This is a genomic window from Legionella nautarum (assembly GCF_001467895.1).
Classification (GTDB): domain Bacteria; phylum Pseudomonadota; class Gammaproteobacteria; order Legionellales; family Legionellaceae; genus Tatlockia; species Tatlockia nautarum.
Map to the genome: position 1 here is coordinate 1,140,554 of NZ_LNYO01000013.1, position 15,791 is coordinate 1,156,344.

Sequence of the window (15,791 nt, forward strand, 5' to 3'; positions counted from 1 at the left end):
TGTTGAGTATTCACTTCTGCAGCAGCCTCTGCCCATTTAAAAATGGGCAGAGGCTGCATGAAGTAAATAGATTACAAACTCGCATCAGCCTTAAAGCGCTCGCCATATTGGGCTTCTAATTTGCCAAAAACCTCATTGAGTTTATCATGACCAAAATGCTTAGCATAATTCATTGGCCCCCCACGGAATGGCGCAAAACCGGTTGCGAAAATCATTCCGCCATCCAACAAATCACTATCAGCAACAACCCCTTCACGCAAACAGGATGCTGCTTCATTGACCATCCGTAAAATCAAGCGATTAGTGATATCTTTTCCTGATTTAGTACTTCTCACATTGCGCTTAATAGGCTTACCATTTTTATAGCGATAAAATCCCTGCCCTGTTTTCCGTCCTAGTTTGCCTTCTTTAACCATTTCTCTTAATTTTGCTGGCACTGTACCACCAAAATGCGCAGTTAAATTTTCCGCAACAGCTAGACAAACATCCATACCCACGGTATCGGCAAGCTCAACAGGCCCCATCATCATTCCAAATGATTTTGCTGCTTCATCAATTTCTTCACCACTATAACCTTCTTCAAGTAATTGAACACACTCCATGAGATAAGGCATTAATACGCGATTAATCAAAAATCCTGGACTTGATTTCACCGGCAAAGGCAAGCGGGCGATTTGACTAACAAATGCACAAGCACGTTGACTAACTGGTTTCGCTGTTTTTGCAGAGTTAACCACTTCAACTAATTCCATCTTAGCGACAGGGTTGAAGAAATGTATGCCGACTAAACGGGTTGGATCTTTCATCACCTGGCTAATTTCATCTAAAGGAATACTTGAGGTGTTCGTCGCGATGATTGCATCTTTCTTCGCTTTGGCTTCAACTTCCTTCATAATTGATTGTTTAACTTCAAGATTTTCAAATACCGCCTCGATAATTACATCGGCACGTGCAATACCATGCCCCTCAGGATCAGGAATTAAACGATCCATCGCTGCTTGTATCAATCGTGGTTGATGAAGTTTCTTTTTAAATAAAGCATGAGCACGACCCATTGCAGGTGCGATTTGGGCGTAGGTTTTATCTTGCAAAGTGACATGGATTCCACGTAATGCACACCATGCAGCAATATCGCCTCCCATCACTCCAGCACCAATAACATGCACATGGTTGGCTTTAAAATCGCTATCTTTGGCAAAACTCTTCAGCCGCTCACGTAATAGAAAAACCCGAATCAAATTCGCGGCAGTATCTCCATTACTCACTAGTTGCTCAACTGAATCAACTTCTTTTAAATAAGCACGTTCACCCACTCCCCCTTCCTTGTCCCACAAATCAAGAGTCGCATAAGGAGCCGGATAATGCTTCTTGCTTACACGTTTCGCCACTTGATGGCGAAGCAGGGGCGACAGAATGGAACGAACCCAAGAATAATTAGTTAAGGCTTGGAGCATTCTTGGCTTATGTTTTGATGGTTTATTTTCAATAAAATAAATCGCGGCACGCTTCAATTGCCTTAGCGGCACCACATCATCAACGAATCCCAAACGCTTTGCTTTGCTTGAAGAGATAGGTGCTCCAGTTAAAATAACTTTAGAAAGTGCGTCAAATCCACCGATTAAACGCGGGAGTCGGACTGTCCCCCCCCAACCCGGATGTATACCCAACAAAATTTCAGGTAACCCTAAGCGAGTGTCTTTATCATCCGTGGCGACTCGATAATCACAGGCCAAAGCAAGCTCTAAACCGCCGCCCATGCAAAAACCATTTATCATAGCCACTGTTGGGATAGTTAAAGCTTCTAAACGAGAAAAGACTGCTTGACCTTTTCTTAAAAAATCCACTACCTCTGCTGAACTCTTGAATTGAGTAAACACATGAACATCAGCACCTGCAATAAATCCTTTTTCTTTGGTTGAATAAATGATTAGCCCTTTTGCATTTGGCATTTGAGCGATTTCTTGTAAAAGACCATTTAATTCATCTAGGACTTCATCATTAATAACGTTTACTGAGACATCATTGCGATTAAGCCCTAACCAAATGATATGCTCAGCATCCTGTTGCATTTCCCAATGTTTATAGTTGCTCATTGTTCTTTCACCTCTGTCACACGTTCTAGATACATTGCTCCTCCTTGCCCGCCACCAATACAAATGGCAGCCATACCATGAGTTCCATTATGTTGTTTGAGTGACTGCAAAACATGCAACACAATGCGAGCACCACTAGCTCCAATCGGGTGGCCTGCGGCAATTGCACCACCGTCTTTATTAAGTTGCGATAACGATGGAGCACCCATTGCTTGTTTTAACCCTAATTGCGTCCGACAATAATCTGTATCATCCCAGGCAGCTAAACAACCAAGCACCTGAGCAGCAAAGGCTTCATTAATTTCCCAGCAGTCTAAATCCGTTGGTTTTAAATGATGACGTTGTAAAATGGGCGTGGCTGCATGAACAGGCCCTAGCCCCATTTGTGCTGGATCAAGCGCAGCCCATTGAGAATCCACAATACGCCCGATCACTGGTAACCCATATTTTTTGACTGCTTCAGCACTGGCCAATAACAACAAGCAAGCGCCATCAGTAATCTGCGAACTATTCCCCGCAGTTACCATACCGTATTTCTTATCAAAAAAAGGTTTTAATTTACCTAACTTTTCTACTGTAGAATCAGGACGAATTCCATCGTCTTGCGGATAAACATGGCCTTTGTTATCAATAATGGGCACTACTTCATCCATTCTTCTTTCAATGTAGGCTTGCGCTAAGCGTTGATGGCTTTCGCTGGCAAATTCATCCATTTGTTCACGGGTAATATTGAAACGGTAGGCAACTTTTTCAGCCGTTTGCCCCATGTTCATACCTACGATTGGATCAGTCAACCCACGAAGTAAAGCAATAACAGGGGCAAGATAGGAAGGTCTGAATTGAGTGACTAAGCCGAGTCTTTGGCCAACAGTTTTTGCATTAAACCAACGAGCAAGCCACGCAGCCATCTTCTCATTAAACATTAAAGGCGCATGGCTCATGGCATCAGTACCACCTGCTAATACGAGTTCACTGCGACCGTTAGCTATTTGCAAAGCTGCGTTGTCCAGAGCTTGCATCCCTGAAGCACAGTTTCTCATCACCGTGAAAGCCGGCACCTTCTCACCACAGCCTAAACGTAAAGCTATCACGCGCGCAATATTTGCTTCGTCAGGACCTGGCATAGCCGAACCGATAATGACCTCATCAATATCCGTAGGAGAAATAGGCAAGCGATTTAACAATGACATTCCAGCAGCCACTGCCAAATCTGAGCCCGTGAAAGGGCCAATTCCTTTTGCCTTCAGAAATGGAGTTCGACATCCATCTACCACATATACCTCTCTACCACTTAAATTCGACTTCTGCTTCATTAGACCTCCTGGTACCTGACATTTCTTAAAAGATAACAGTAAACCCGAATTTTGGAAATTATCTAAGTAAAATCATTTAGTAAACTTAGATACTAGCTTAATCAAAGCTTACAGTTTTCAAACTGTAGGGAATCGAAATATATTGTAAATCTTGAGTTTTTGTGGACTAAAAAACAAGAAATAGAAATTAAAAAATTATGTAAATAATAGAGTTGACGCAGCATAAATACCTGATATACTTCGCCTCCATCACACGGAGAGATGGCCGAGAGGTCGAAGGCGCTCCCCTGCTAAGGGAGTATGGGAGAAATCCCATCGAGGGTTCGAATCCCTCTCTCTCCGCCAGAACAAAAAAGAATACGCGCCCGTAGCTCAGTTGGATAGAGTATCTGGCTACGAACCAGGGGGTCGGAGGTTCGAATCCTTCCGGGCGCGCCATATATCAAGGACTTACGTGAATTTTAGAAAATGATCGTAAGTCACTGTCACCAAAATTTACAATTTATTAAAGACTCACGCCAAAGTTTCAAGCGTTTTACAATAATGGCTCTTCCCCATTTCCGGGGGCACTAATCAAGCACACAAAAATTTAACCCTTAACCTGTAATTTTCAAAATTTCTAAACCATAAGCACGTCGTTGAATTACTATAATCCGATTAAAATGCCCTACCTTTGGGGTAGAGCCAATGCTTGTCATCCTTGCGAAGACAGGGATGACAATAGAATAGTTTCGTCAACTATAAGAGTTTAGTAGAGTTTTGACCCAAGCTTTCGCCTCAGGGCTTACCTTATCGTCTTTTAAAATTAATTCATAAACGGCTTTTTTACGAACAGTTTCTTCACCGTACATGTCATCTAAGGCTTTATTCCACAGAGTTAGTAAAATCGATGCAGGCTTTTTTCCCACTTGTTCAAGAATGCTATAAAGCCTATCCTTCCAGTAGGCATCTAAAGCTTTCTCTAACCAGGCAATGAGTTCTGGTGTTAAACCAATCTCATCAAGACCCTTTCCTTCTCCGAATCCTTTTTCCCATTTTTTTGTTCTTAGATGGGCATATTTTTTACCATAGATTCCATTAACCCATTCCATGTATTTTTTTCCTAATTGGATACTATTAAAAGAGTTTGGATCCTGGTTGAGGTTCCTTTTCAACTCATCCAATAATTGATGCCATTGTTGTTCAAACAGCGCTTTTTGTTCAGGGGTTTTATTGGCTTTCATTTCGTTTTCAAATTCTACATATTGCTTTAATTCATCGGGGGTAAATATTTCTCTCACCCAACCCTGTTCAAGATGTTCTGTCATTCTATATACCTCTATAAGTTGAATAATAGTTTCCCAAGGAATCGATTGATTATTGTCAACAGAGCTAATAATGCTTCTCAATGTTTTGGCTCCCTCAAGTAGTGCAGCAGCTTTTTGTTCTAACACCTGGGCTTGGCTGTTAAAATGCTCAAAGGCAGAGCTTTCTTCAGTGAGAAAAGTTTTGATTTGTGATAACTCAAAACCAAAAAACTTCAACGCAATAATTTGTTGCAATCTCAATAAATCCCTTTCAGAGTAAACACGATAACCATTAAGCTGCCGCAATGAGGGTTTAAGTAAACCGATGCGATCATAGTGATGCAGTGTTTGGACTGAAACAGCAGTTAATTGACTTAAATCTTTTACGAACCATTGAGTCATCGTGCTCCCTCCTTAAATGCAAAGTTAAGGTATATAGCAACAATAGGGTCAAGCGCTTTTTTAACTTTTTCTTGGTACAAGACTAAACAGACGAAGCCAAGCCCTATCCCTGCCCCCAAGCGAGTGAATGCTCATCCAGACTAAGGGTTAATTGAATGATTGAATCAGGAAATTTCGTCAATTTATTCATCTAGTTCCTCTTCCTTTTTATCCGGTAAAAAGCCACCTACTTGAGCATCCCAGAGCGTTTGATACAAGCCGCCATGATTCAGCAGTTCAGCATGAGTACCGTCTTCAACAATATGGCCTTTATCGAATACTAAAATTCGATCCATATGCAAAAGAGTAGACAATCGGTGAGCAATAACCAAGGTGGTTTTGCCTTGCATCAACTCCCATAAACTGTCTTGAATATTTGTTTCTGTCACCGAGTCAAGCTGTGAAGTGGCCTCGTCCAACATTAAAATTGGAGCATTTTTTAAGATGGCTCTAGCAATAGCAATTCGCTGGCGCTGGCCTCCTGAAAGTTTAACCCCACGTTCTCCTACCAAAGCCTCATAGCCTTCTGGCAATAGGCTTATGAATTCATGAGCATGTGCTTTTTGCGAAGCTGCAATCACTGCTTCATCGCTGGCATCTAAGCTACCGTAGCGTATATTGTCCATCAAACTACGGTGAAAAAGTGTTGGATCCTGGGGAATCATGGCAATGGCTTTCCTTAAACTCTCTTGAGTGACTTCGGCTAAATTCTGACCATCAATCAGAATCTGACCTTCTACTACATCATAAAGTCTTAAAATAAGATTCACAAAAGTTGATTTGCCACTCCCTGAATACCCTACCAAACCGACTTTCTGGCCGGCTGCAATCTTCACTGATTTATTTTGGAAAAGAGAATAACCACCGCGATAATGAAATTTAACCTTGGAAAATTCAATCTGGCCGCGGGTGACTAGCAATTCGATTGCCTTATTTTTATCCTCAATATCATGCGGTATCGCTAATGCTTTTAGACTTTGCTTGCATTTACCAAGAGCCTGGTTAAATTGGTCCACTTGGTACATGGTGTACCACATCATATGGCCCAACTCCATGGAAATTCCAAGAATCAAAGCAAAGTCGCCAATACTCACCAGCCCTTTGCCATATAAATAAATTAAAGTAAAGGCCGCTAAGCCTATCAACACGGCAATCATTCCACCCTGCACACAGCATAACAAGACAATAAAAAACTCTTTCTTCTGAAAAGCTCGCTGCACCAGTTGAAAGAAACGATTCATCCGTTCTACTTCATAAGCTTTTTGGGAAAAAATGCGGATGTTGGCTTGGTTGGAAAGACTATCAACTAATTGACCAGAAAGCTGGGACTCAGAACTTGCATGCTCATCAGACAATTGCACTAAGCGCCGCGACATCCAAATGCTAAATGAAGCAAAGGCAATGAACCAGAGTAGTAAAATATAAAAAAACAAAATATTGACATAAAAAGCGGTGATAAATGACACCAATAGCAATGAAGAACCGCGAAGAAAATCCACCGACACTCGATGCAAAATCGTCTCAATATTCTCGGCCAGTGTGGTAATTTGATCAGAAATACGCCCCGATAAATTATCCTGAAAAAATTGCGTACTAGCCCCCAGGATATACTCCAATGTTTGCTTAATAATTTGGTTTTTGATCGCTGCTTGGTATTTATAATTTAAAAATCCAATTGTTCTCCAGGTTACATTGTCAAAGAGGATAAAGTTCAATACTAATAAACCAGCTATCCAATATAAAGAAGACAGGTCGATACTAGTCTTTGCTGCCAAAGTATTGATAAAGGATTTAATCAATAAGCTATTAAATGGCCCCCAAAATCCGGCCAATAAGGCGAGCAAGACATATAGCACAACTACGGTTCTATAGGGTTTTAAAAAATGCCAGACAAAAGAGCCTAAATGGTTAGGAAAAAGATTAGCGTTCATCGTTAATTACCTCTAAATTTGCATCATCAAAACGATGGATCTTTCCTTGATCAATCTGATACTTAGTTTCAATGTGAATTGATTCTAAAAAGTCTTTGTCATGTGATATGACCAGCATAGCGCCAGGGAATTCGCGTAATACCGCAATAATATGAGCCCGAGTCTCCAGATCTACGTTGTTAGTCACCTCATCTAAAATAAGTAATTTAGGTGGATTTGCAGCAATCAATGCCAAAGAAAGCCTTGCCTTTTCGCCACCTGAAAGATGTTTAACTTGGAGGTGCACTTCTTCGTTCTTACGAAATAAAAAATCATTTAAGTGCCTCCGAACTTCTGCCTGAGGCATTTTTGCTATCATCAAATCGAATACAGTTTCTTCAGGATTCAAATGCTGATAATGCTGATCAAGATTCCCTATATTGTGGCAAGGGGGAACAAGCCAATCCCCAGTCCTATTGATTTGAATAGCTTTCAAAAGAGCCTTCACAAAAGTGGACTTACCCGAAGCATTATCACCTATTAGTGCAACTCGCTCTTGAGCGTCAAGACTAAAATGAATATCTTCAAGAATCAGCGGCCCCTGCCCATAAGCAATAGAAGCATTTTCAATCCTTATCAGCGGCTTATGATGTTCCAAACCCTTTATTTTAAATTTTGGTTTAAGCACTTCGGACTGATTAAGAGAGGATAAATCATCCAACAATTGCTGTTTCTTATGACTAAGCTGACTTAAACGTTTATCGCTCGTCGTCATCGCTTTAGCTAATTTTGTATGCGAGCGAACCGTTGGCCATTTACGCTGGGCGATTTTTTTTTCGCCTTGAATACGTGAGCGCTTGTTACGCTCTTGTTCTTTCATTAAAGCGAGATGAGCCTCATTCTTTTGCCGAGAGAGCAGGATTAATTCTTGCTCGATCGAGTTTTTTTTCTGGAAAAGCATTCGCTGATAATCAGAGTAAGCCCCTCTAAATACCCTAATCTTGCCTAACTCAATATGCCAGAGCGTATCTGTAACAGCATTAATTAACTCTGTATCATGAGAAACAATAATCAACGTGCCGGGATAGTGTTTCAGTAGACGCATTAAAGCACGTCGATTGCGGTTATCAAGATGATTTGTGGGTTCGTCTAACAGAAGCAGATTAGGATTTTCAGACAAGATCTTAGTTAGCATTTGGTTTAATCGTTGACCACCACTTAAGTTTGGAAACTCTTCAATAACCTGAGGTAAGTAACCCAGCCGCACATCCTGTGGTAATTTGATATCGCCTGTCGATGCTGAATAAAGACTAGCAAGCATCTTCAATAAGCTAGACTTACCCGCGCCATTACGACCAATCAGCGCAATGCGATCACCAAAATGGATTTGGGCACTAAAGGATTCAAAACAGATTTTTTGCGGATAGCTAAGACCTAGGTCTTTCAATTGAATCGGTTTATGGTTCATGAGTTACTCTTAAGTGTGTCTGCTAGGACAATAAAAAAACAGAAAGTCGAAACTGACTTTGTTCACTTTGCCCTATAGATGGGCGTACTTAAGATGTAATTTTCATGACGTTCTAAACCTTTTTTTGGTTTTTTCTCTATAACTTTTGATTTTAAATCAAACTGATTGATAAAGTCAATGTCAGGACGGGTGGTTTTTGGAGTCAATGACGCTGCAAATCCCCTCCGCCTACGTTATTATTAATTTATGGATTTAAGAGCAGAGACACAAGGATGGACGACAAATACCCCGAAGTACTTACCCGATTTCTCCGCAATGAAGAACGATTAGTTTTGTCTCAAGAACAAGAAATGCCTCTCATTATTGAAGCAAAAAAAAGAAGGGACGCCTCTTTTTTACAAGATTTTCTAGCTCAGCATACAGCATCAATTCTTGAGGATTTAGCACAATACGGGGCTATACTTCTTCGAGGGTTTGATATTAAGTCCGAGGGGATTTTTGAGCAAACTGTGTTAAGCCTCAAAAATTTCCGTGGTATAAGTGATGTGTTTATGTCCGAGGAAGGACGAGTTCTGGTTAATGATAGAAACTATGTTTTTCATACCAATGCGGTGTATAAAACAGGGGGAACCCTCTATCTTGGTGGTTTTCATAGTGAAAATTACTATAGCACCGATGTGCCTACTTATATTTCTTTCTGTTGTCTTAAGCCTTCTACACGCGGCGGAGAAACGGGGTTGATCAATACGGAAAAAGTTTATCAATTTTTAAATGAAGACTTGAAAGCGAAATTAGAGAAAAAATCTTTTTTTGTATCCAAATGGTTATTTTCTGAAATTGCAGAACGTTATCAGCTTTCCACAAAGGAAATTGAAAAACTCTGCGAGCGCTTCAATCTTCCTATTATTGGCGAGGCTAATAACCGATTTATTCTTCTCTATAAACCCAGTGTTTTTGAGAATCCGAGGACGCAAAAAAAAGCCCTACAAATCAATTTTTTTGAGTTAATGTTATTGAATGAAGAGCTAAGAAAATGCTTCATGAAAGACTATCAAGGAAAACAATGGTTTTGGCATCGCTTTGTTTGGCAGCTCTCGCCTATCGTATTAAAAATTATAGAGCGCATCTATATTGCTTTTGCCTCCTTTTTCCATTCTCCTAAAGAGGCTCTGCAAATTTTTCTCACCCGATTAAAAACAATAAAAGCCTCACGCCGCTTACCTGTGTTTAATAACACCAGAGTTGGGAGTTGTTTTAATGAGCAAGATATTCAAGAAGTAGCTCAATTAATGCGTAATTACTATTGCTCTTGTTTATGGCAAAAAGGGGATATTTTATTAATTGATAATCGAAAAGTTGTGCATGCAGGCATGCCTGGAGCTGGGCCGCGGCTCATAAGAGCTATGATTTGTAATCCGCTGCAAATGAATTACAGTGAAAATGCCCCGGGGCTTTTTGTTTGTAATGAGAACGCAGATAAAACAATTGGCTCTTATGCAGCTCGAGGATAGCACAACCATTCCATTTCGGAATCGTTGAAATACAAACATTCTCTGGATTTTATTTGAGCAACATGAGAATTTATTGGCTTTTTGAAACAGAGATAATCCATGAGAGACAAGAGTACTACCCCCTTAACTAATGAAGAACAACCTACTACTTTTGAAGAACAACCTACTACTTTTGAAGAACAACCTACTACTTTGCTAGGAACCTTAGAATTTCCTCATGAAATTCTACTTTCTATTTTGTCATCGATGGACCTTAAATCCCTGTGGGCTATGAGGCAGGTTAATACCCTATTTCAAGGCCTCACTAACGAGGTCCTCTGGAAAAGACTGCTCATTGAACTTTTCTCAGACGAAATTTCCTCCCCTTTACCTGCTGGTTATAATTACAAAAAAGAATTTATGACCCTTTATGCCGCACACTATGGCCATTTAGATTCTAGAATTCAAAAACTCATTTTTTCCATTGTTATTGATGATATCGACAGCATTACTGCACTAAATATTAGTACCGATGATATACAAACACATGAGCTGGTAGTTATTAAAACAGCCGCACAATTAAAGCGACAAAACTTTTTAAATAAGCTTTATCAACATTTGACCGAAAACAAAACAGCTATAGCTTCACTTTATTCCTTTGGGCCGCAAGAAGAAGAGGATGATGATAAGCAACTGTCAGAGCAAGAGAGCGAGCAAAACAAATTACTTGGTTGGGCAGTATTATGTAATATAAAGGAAGAAGTTCATTCTATCTTAAAAAAATACCCACATTTACTTAACTACAGGATTAAAGGTGAATCGATCACCATGTTGGCCGCTGAAGCAGGCCATTTGGATTTATTATTGGAACTTCTGAAAGATCAAAACAATCAAGCAGCTACTTCACATACTAGAATTAATGATTTATTCACTAGTATTATTCATAGCGGGCAAATGCTCATGTTGGATGGTTTTAACGCTTTCATAAAACAACAGCTGCAAACCCCCAAAAATCGATATTCAGCGCAAATTTTAGCGATGTCTAAGTCCTTGCCTCATCCTATTTTCCTTGCTGCGACTCTGGGTGTTACTAGAGTTTTCAGACAGCTTGTTGGTCAATACCGAGAATCTATTTCAAACGCTCAAACACCAGATGAGCCTTTTAGCTTTGAAACAATGACAAGAGATGTATCTAACTTTAAGGAAATAATAGAAAAATCCTTATTCTCAGCAGCTGATAAAGAACATATTTCTATCATCGATTATGCCTTAAATCATCATTTAATTGCCATTGATGACCCATTAAATGACGAAAAAGAGAGCCTTTTAACAGTAGCCGCTGAATCAAACCATATCAAACTAATGAGATATTTATTAACTCATCAAGCTGATCCTGAGTTAGCTCTTCTTAGACTAATAAAGCTAAGTAGCGGCTTTTTTGCTACAAACATTGATTATCAAGAAAGAATGACCCTTCTTTTGGCTGCACTAAAAGAACAGAAAAAAAGTCTTTGTCTTTCTACCTTATTAGACCGTGTTATATTTTACGATAGAAACGATTTATTGGAACAATTATGTGTTATTGATAATGAAATTATCAATTTCAACCCTGTTAGCGAGCTACAGGGTTCTAGTCCTCTGAAAAAAGCAGTAGATAATAACAGTGAGCGCTGTATCCAATTTTTACTAAGCCAAAATGTAACAATCGATGGAGAGGCGTTTCGTCTTGCTTTTGAACGTCGCCCCCTAACGCTTGTAGAAAAAATGCTAAAACATGCCAGCAATGATGCAACTGCCATGGTCGAAGCTATATTTGGTGAGAATCTTATTCAACTGGTCGAATCACTTCGTAGCGAGCACTTGATTTCTGTTCTTTTATTACAGCGATTACAGCAACTAAAAGAAAGGAAGGATGTACAGCTACAAAAACAGGCGCTTTTACTTTCTTATGCCGATGTGGAAAAGCTAGTGTGTCAACTCATAAAAAATGAAGAGGATACAAGTTTTATTAGATATGTAATCCAGTATCTGGACATAGTGATGGACCGTCCGATCAACAAGAAAAATATCTTAGCTTTTGCTAAAGATCTAAAACAAACCGAAGTTGTAAGCATGCTAGAAAAAGACTTCGAAATAGGACTTGAGGAGCAGACTCCGGCTGAAGCCTCTGCTACGACGCAGACAGAGCAACTCCCTACTGCTCCTTTATCGCTCTTTTTTGCTCCGCTGATTACAGTTAGTTCTCAATCTAGCTCTACAAATGAAGATCCAGGACTTTCTGATTATAAGGCTGATGAGAGTTCACTTAGCTGATCATCCCGAGCGCAGGAAGCGCTCTCGCTTCTGAGGTATCCCGACGAAATGAGTATCTAAGTAATTTGTATTCATTTTATCCCGTTAAGCCTGAGGAGCATGCATGAAGTGCGTCTCGAAGGCTTGAGGTGCTCGAAGGGCCTCTCCTGAGCCTCCTTCAAGGGGGGAAACCCTTTAGCGACACTTCGAGACAGCGCTGCGCGCTTCCTCAGTGCGAACGGGATAACAAAACGATCAATGAACTAAATATTCTACTTAATTTCGTGGCGAGACCTCAGCTCTCGCTGAGTTCGGGGATGACGTATACGTTCGGTTTGTGTTGATAATTTATTAATTTTTTTTGTTAAAATTTTTACACCTAAATAATTACTGGAGTCAGAGATGTATACTCTTGAAGAGCTATCTCGCAAGCAAGACGAGCTAGAGACCTATTTAAAAACCTGGGAAAAAGAGTATCCAGGGAAAGATCAATTAGCATCTCTCATTTTTAGACAAAAAAATGTATTAGAACTATTAAAAAGAATGAAAAAAACAATGAGTTCGACAGGCATCGATAGGGATTCCATAAACCAATATTATTCTTTAGTCTTATCGACTTATTACAAAGATTATCAGTTACAACAACAATCTCTAGCAGCTTATTTAAAGTTAACCTCATTCAGCCTAGAACTGCAAAAAGCTGTAGTCAATTATTATCTTCCTGATATCTATCCTCCAGAACAGGAGATAGCAGCTCGAGTTCCAGCTCAGCCCCAGCCTACATTCTTTCAATCAACTGAATTTAAAATTCAAGCTAGCAATCCGCAATCCTATCCTTCAAGGATTGAGCCTACAGAACCGGCGCCAACTTCTTCTAGAAAACGAAAAACTTGTGAACCTGAAGCTTACAATCCCTTTATGAGTTCTAACCCTTATCAATTCAAAACCTTTAATCCTCCTTCAAAAACCCCAAAACTCAACACTACTTCGGCTCATGCTCGTCAACAGTCGAATGCAAGTAAGCAACAAAGAAATAATATTACTGAGCGGTTAGAAAGACTTCAGGATGAATTAACTCGGATGAGAGAAGAGGACCAACCACATTTTCTTGTGCCTTAGCTAAAATATCCCTAGCATCGCAGCAAGGTATGAATAATCAAGTCCTCTATCTACAGGCTATTTTTCAACTTTAAAATAGGTATAATGCGACCTTTGGCACTTTGTTATAGCTTTAAACAAATGGATTTGTATGAAAAGGAATAATTTTTATTATTGTCTTATCATTGGAATATTGTACTTTCCTTTTAGTCTCATTGCTGAACCTGCCAAATTATCCTCTAATCCATCGCAAACTCAATTCTCTGAATCGATAAGAAGAGCAAAACCCGCTCCTTTTGACCCTATTTTCCCCAGCACGGAGTATTTTGGGCCGACTATTGGTGTCCCAAATACTGATCCAATCTATCCTGTTAACAAATTGATTTGGAAAGCTATCCCTGCCTTGGAAAAAAAAAACATTAGGATCTATGGTTGGATTAATCCTTCATACAATGCAAGCAGCTCAAAACACTCTAATTTCCCTCTAACCTATTCGATTGTTCCTAATCACATTGAGCTAGAGCAATCGGTTTTACGTATTGAACGCCTACCTGACACAGTTCAAGTAAAAAATATTGATTGGGGATTTCGACTTTCTAATCTTTACGGTATGAATTACCGTTTTACTACTTCCCAGGGTTATTTTTCTAGTCAACTATTAAAACGTAATAAATTATATGGCTATGATTTAGTTGAAGCTTTTGGGCAACTGTATTTTCCTTTAGTTGCTGAAGGAATGGTCCTTACTTTTGGACGTTATACTTCCCCTCCAGACATTGAAACGCAACTCGCACCGCAAAATTATTTAGTGACCCATTCGCTGATGTTTACCTTTGATACTTATACACAAACTGGCATCAATACCGCGATTAAACTAAACAATACTTGGACTATTCAACTCGGCCTTCATGCGGGTAGTGATGTCGCTCCCTGGACAAATGCTTATCATCCGACCTTTCAAGCGCTTGTTCGTTGGGTTTCTCGATCTAATAACGATTCCCTATGGGGAGGGATCAACTCTATCAATGGCGGCCGTTTTAAAGGGAATCACGATAATTTTCAGCAATTTAATCTGACTTGGACCCATCGATTCACGCCGAAATTTTTTATTGCAAGTGAAATATATTACATCTATCAATATGATGGCGCAAAAGGTGGAACTTGCAATTTTGGTCCCCAAAAATCTTATGGTGGCGGTGGAGGCTGCGGTCCAATTATTCCTGGGCGCTCAAATTCATTGGGGCTCGTTAATTACACCGAACTCAAAGTGAGTGATAAGGATTTTATGTCGTTTCGTACTGATTTTTTTGATGATTATCAGGGGCAACGAAGTGCTTTTGCGACCTCCTACATGAGTCTAACCTTAGGGTTGACTCACCAATTTTCGAGTCTGTTTGAAGTAAGACCAGAAATTCGCTATGAAAAAGCGTTACGATACAAAGTGATGCCTTATGATAATGGCACCCGAGCTAATCAAAGAGTATTCGCAATCGATACCATTCTTAGATTGTAGGGCGGCCTTGTCCTAACATTCGATATTAACAATCCAAACCCATGCAACCCCATCACTCCTGCTATAATTTAATTGAGCAATTAAGTTGTATGCCCATTCCCCCGATTAGAATGGGTATCCACCAAGGAAGGGTTTTATGCACCAATTTCAATCAAAGGAATGCGCAACTATTTATCAAACCAGTGCACGAGATATTACTGTCGTCAAAGGAAATTCAGGCGTTTTATATCCTCTTTATCGCTCCTCGGGTATGAATAGCTCTTTTAGCAATACTTGGTTTCCATGGATGGGGTATTTTGACCGTCATCCCGAAGCAAACTTAGAGCTATATATGGTAAAACCACCGCTGCCGCCACAGTTTTCCCATGAGACAGAAAGAATAATTTATAAATTCCTTAGTGTAAAGGCGCCTGTTTTTATGGCACGTATGGCTAATGAAGAGGCCTTAGCCATTTCTTGTTCTTTAGGGGATGGAATTTGGAAAACTATCCCTGATTTTAAAAAAGAAATTATGCAGCATCCTGAAACAAAAAAATATCTAAAAAATTTTGAGGAACAGCAGACTATCCTCGTAGAAACTCCCCCACCAACTAGGCGACTTGCTCATTTTACAGGTGTAAATTACTCGGGTATTGTTAAGGGTAGCCATGAAAAAATTGCCCATGAAATGGAAAAAATAATTAAAGAAGAATGCAGTAAATATATTTCCTTTTTTTCTATTCAAGATAGAAAAGAATTTCCCACTCAAAAAACCATGGAAAATAGCTCTTCTGAAAAACAAAATGGCACAAGTTATTTAGTAAAACATGGTTTTCTAAGCGAAAAACCTAGCCCTGTAAAAAATAGCGCAGAGATGCAAGATAAAACACAGGGGCTAAGTAGCTAAC

At 39.7% G+C, this 15,791-nt stretch carries 10 protein-coding genes and 2 tRNA genes; 7 read left to right on the forward strand and 5 right to left on the reverse strand.

Annotated elements, in window-relative coordinates:
* Positions 1-71: 71 nt before the first annotated feature.
* Positions 72-2,093 (reverse strand): 3-hydroxyacyl-CoA dehydrogenase NAD-binding domain-containing protein, encoded by a 2,022-nt coding sequence (locus tag Lnau_RS08485; protein ID WP_058504681.1) that lies wholly within the window; start codon positions 2,091-2,093, stop codon positions 72-74.
* The gene (locus Lnau_RS08490) at positions 2,090-3,406 is read right to left on the reverse strand and encodes an acetyl-CoA C-acetyltransferase (RefSeq protein ID WP_058504682.1); all 1,317 of its coding nucleotides are present in this window, start codon (positions 3,404-3,406) and stop codon (positions 2,090-2,092) included. The genes Lnau_RS08485 and Lnau_RS08490 overlap by 4 nt, the downstream gene beginning before the upstream one ends.
* A gap of 255 nt (positions 3,407-3,661) precedes the next feature.
* Between Lnau_RS08490 and Lnau_RS08495 the strand changes: the two genes are divergently transcribed.
* Both Lnau_RS08495 and Lnau_RS08500 read left to right on the forward strand, forming a co-directional pair.
* Positions 3,662-3,751, forward strand: a tRNA-Ser gene (locus tag Lnau_RS08495).
* 16 nt (positions 3,752-3,767) lie between these two features.
* A tRNA-Arg gene (locus tag Lnau_RS08500) sits at positions 3,768-3,844 on the forward strand.
* Positions 3,845-4,140: 296 nt separating this feature from the next.
* On the opposite strand, the gene Lnau_RS08505 is transcribed toward Lnau_RS08500, so the two are convergent.
* The 3 genes from Lnau_RS08505 to Lnau_RS08515 form a co-directional block, all read right to left on the reverse strand.
* Complete coding sequence (locus Lnau_RS08505; RefSeq protein WP_058504683.1) at positions 4,141-5,094, reverse strand: MerR family transcriptional regulator; 954 nt, start codon at positions 5,092-5,094, stop codon at positions 4,141-4,143.
* A 182-nt stretch (positions 5,095-5,276) separates the two neighbouring features.
* Positions 5,277-7,064 (reverse strand): ABC transporter ATP-binding protein, encoded by a 1,788-nt coding sequence (locus tag Lnau_RS08510; RefSeq protein ID WP_058504684.1) that lies wholly within the window; start codon positions 7,062-7,064, stop codon positions 5,277-5,279.
* A complete protein-coding gene (locus tag Lnau_RS08515; protein ID WP_058504685.1) occupies positions 7,054-8,511 on the reverse strand; it encodes an ABC-F family ATP-binding cassette domain-containing protein in 1,458 nt (485 codons plus the stop codon). Before Lnau_RS08515 ends, Lnau_RS08510 begins: the two co-directional genes overlap by 11 nt.
* Positions 8,512-8,783: 272 nt before the next feature.
* Here Lnau_RS08515 and Lnau_RS08520 point away from each other — a divergent pair, with 272 nt between their 5' ends.
* The 5 genes from Lnau_RS08520 to Lnau_RS08540 all read left to right on the forward strand — a co-directional run bounded on the left by Lnau_RS08520 (position 8,784) and on the right by Lnau_RS08540 (position 15,790).
* Entirely contained in the window at positions 8,784-10,022 is a 1,239-nt protein-coding gene (locus Lnau_RS08520; protein WP_058504686.1) for a TauD/TfdA family dioxygenase, read from the forward strand.
* A gap of 99 nt (positions 10,023-10,121) precedes the next feature.
* Positions 10,122-12,314 carry an F-box-like domain-containing protein gene (locus Lnau_RS08525; RefSeq protein ID WP_058504687.1) on the forward strand — a complete coding sequence of 731 codons (2,193 nt, stop codon included), beginning with the start codon at positions 10,122-10,124 and terminating at the stop codon, positions 12,312-12,314.
* A gap of 381 nt (positions 12,315-12,695) precedes the next feature.
* Positions 12,696-13,412 carry a hypothetical protein gene (locus Lnau_RS08530; RefSeq protein WP_058504688.1) on the forward strand — a complete coding sequence of 239 codons (717 nt, stop codon included), beginning with the start codon at positions 12,696-12,698 and terminating at the stop codon, positions 13,410-13,412.
* A gap of 130 nt (positions 13,413-13,542) precedes the next feature.
* Entirely contained in the window at positions 13,543-14,904 is a 1,362-nt protein-coding gene (locus Lnau_RS08535) for an outer membrane beta-barrel protein (RefSeq protein WP_058504689.1), read from the forward strand.
* A gap of 136 nt (positions 14,905-15,040) precedes the next feature.
* The gene (locus tag Lnau_RS08540; protein ID WP_058504690.1) at positions 15,041-15,790 is read left to right on the forward strand and encodes a hypothetical protein; all 750 of its coding nucleotides are present in this window, start codon (positions 15,041-15,043) and stop codon (positions 15,788-15,790) included.
* The last annotated feature ends 1 nt before the right edge of the window (position 15,791 follow it).

What these genes read in the sequence shown, in the direction of transcription:
- Lnau_RS08530 (WP_058504688.1), top strand. Translation starts at nt 12,696, where the DNA reads ATGTATACTCTTGAAGAGCTATCTCGCAAGCAAGACGAGCTAGAGACC.
- Lnau_RS08505 (WP_058504683.1), bottom strand. Translation starts at nt 5,094, where the DNA reads ATGACTCAATGGTTCGTAAAAGATTTAAGTCAATTAACTGCTGTTTCA.
- Lnau_RS08515 (WP_058504685.1), bottom strand. Translation starts at nt 8,511, where the DNA reads ATGAACCATAAACCGATTCAATTGAAAGACCTAGGTCTTAGCTATCCG.
- Lnau_RS08510 (WP_058504684.1), bottom strand. Translation starts at nt 7,064, where the DNA reads ATGAACGCTAATCTTTTTCCTAACCATTTAGGCTCTTTTGTCTGGCAT.
- Lnau_RS08520 (WP_058504686.1), top strand. Translation starts at nt 8,784, where the DNA reads ATGGACGACAAATACCCCGAAGTACTTACCCGATTTCTCCGCAATGAA.
- Lnau_RS08535 (WP_058504689.1), top strand. Translation starts at nt 13,543, where the DNA reads ATGAAAAGGAATAATTTTTATTATTGTCTTATCATTGGAATATTGTAC.
- Lnau_RS08525 (WP_058504687.1), top strand. Translation starts at nt 10,122, where the DNA reads ATGAGAGACAAGAGTACTACCCCCTTAACTAATGAAGAACAACCTACT.
- Lnau_RS08485 (WP_058504681.1), bottom strand. Translation starts at nt 2,093, where the DNA reads ATGAGCAACTATAAACATTGGGAAATGCAACAGGATGCTGAGCATATC.
- Lnau_RS08540 (WP_058504690.1), top strand. Translation starts at nt 15,041, where the DNA reads ATGCACCAATTTCAATCAAAGGAATGCGCAACTATTTATCAAACCAGT.
- Lnau_RS08490 (WP_058504682.1), bottom strand. Translation starts at nt 3,406, where the DNA reads ATGAAGCAGAAGTCGAATTTAAGTGGTAGAGAGGTATATGTGGTAGAT.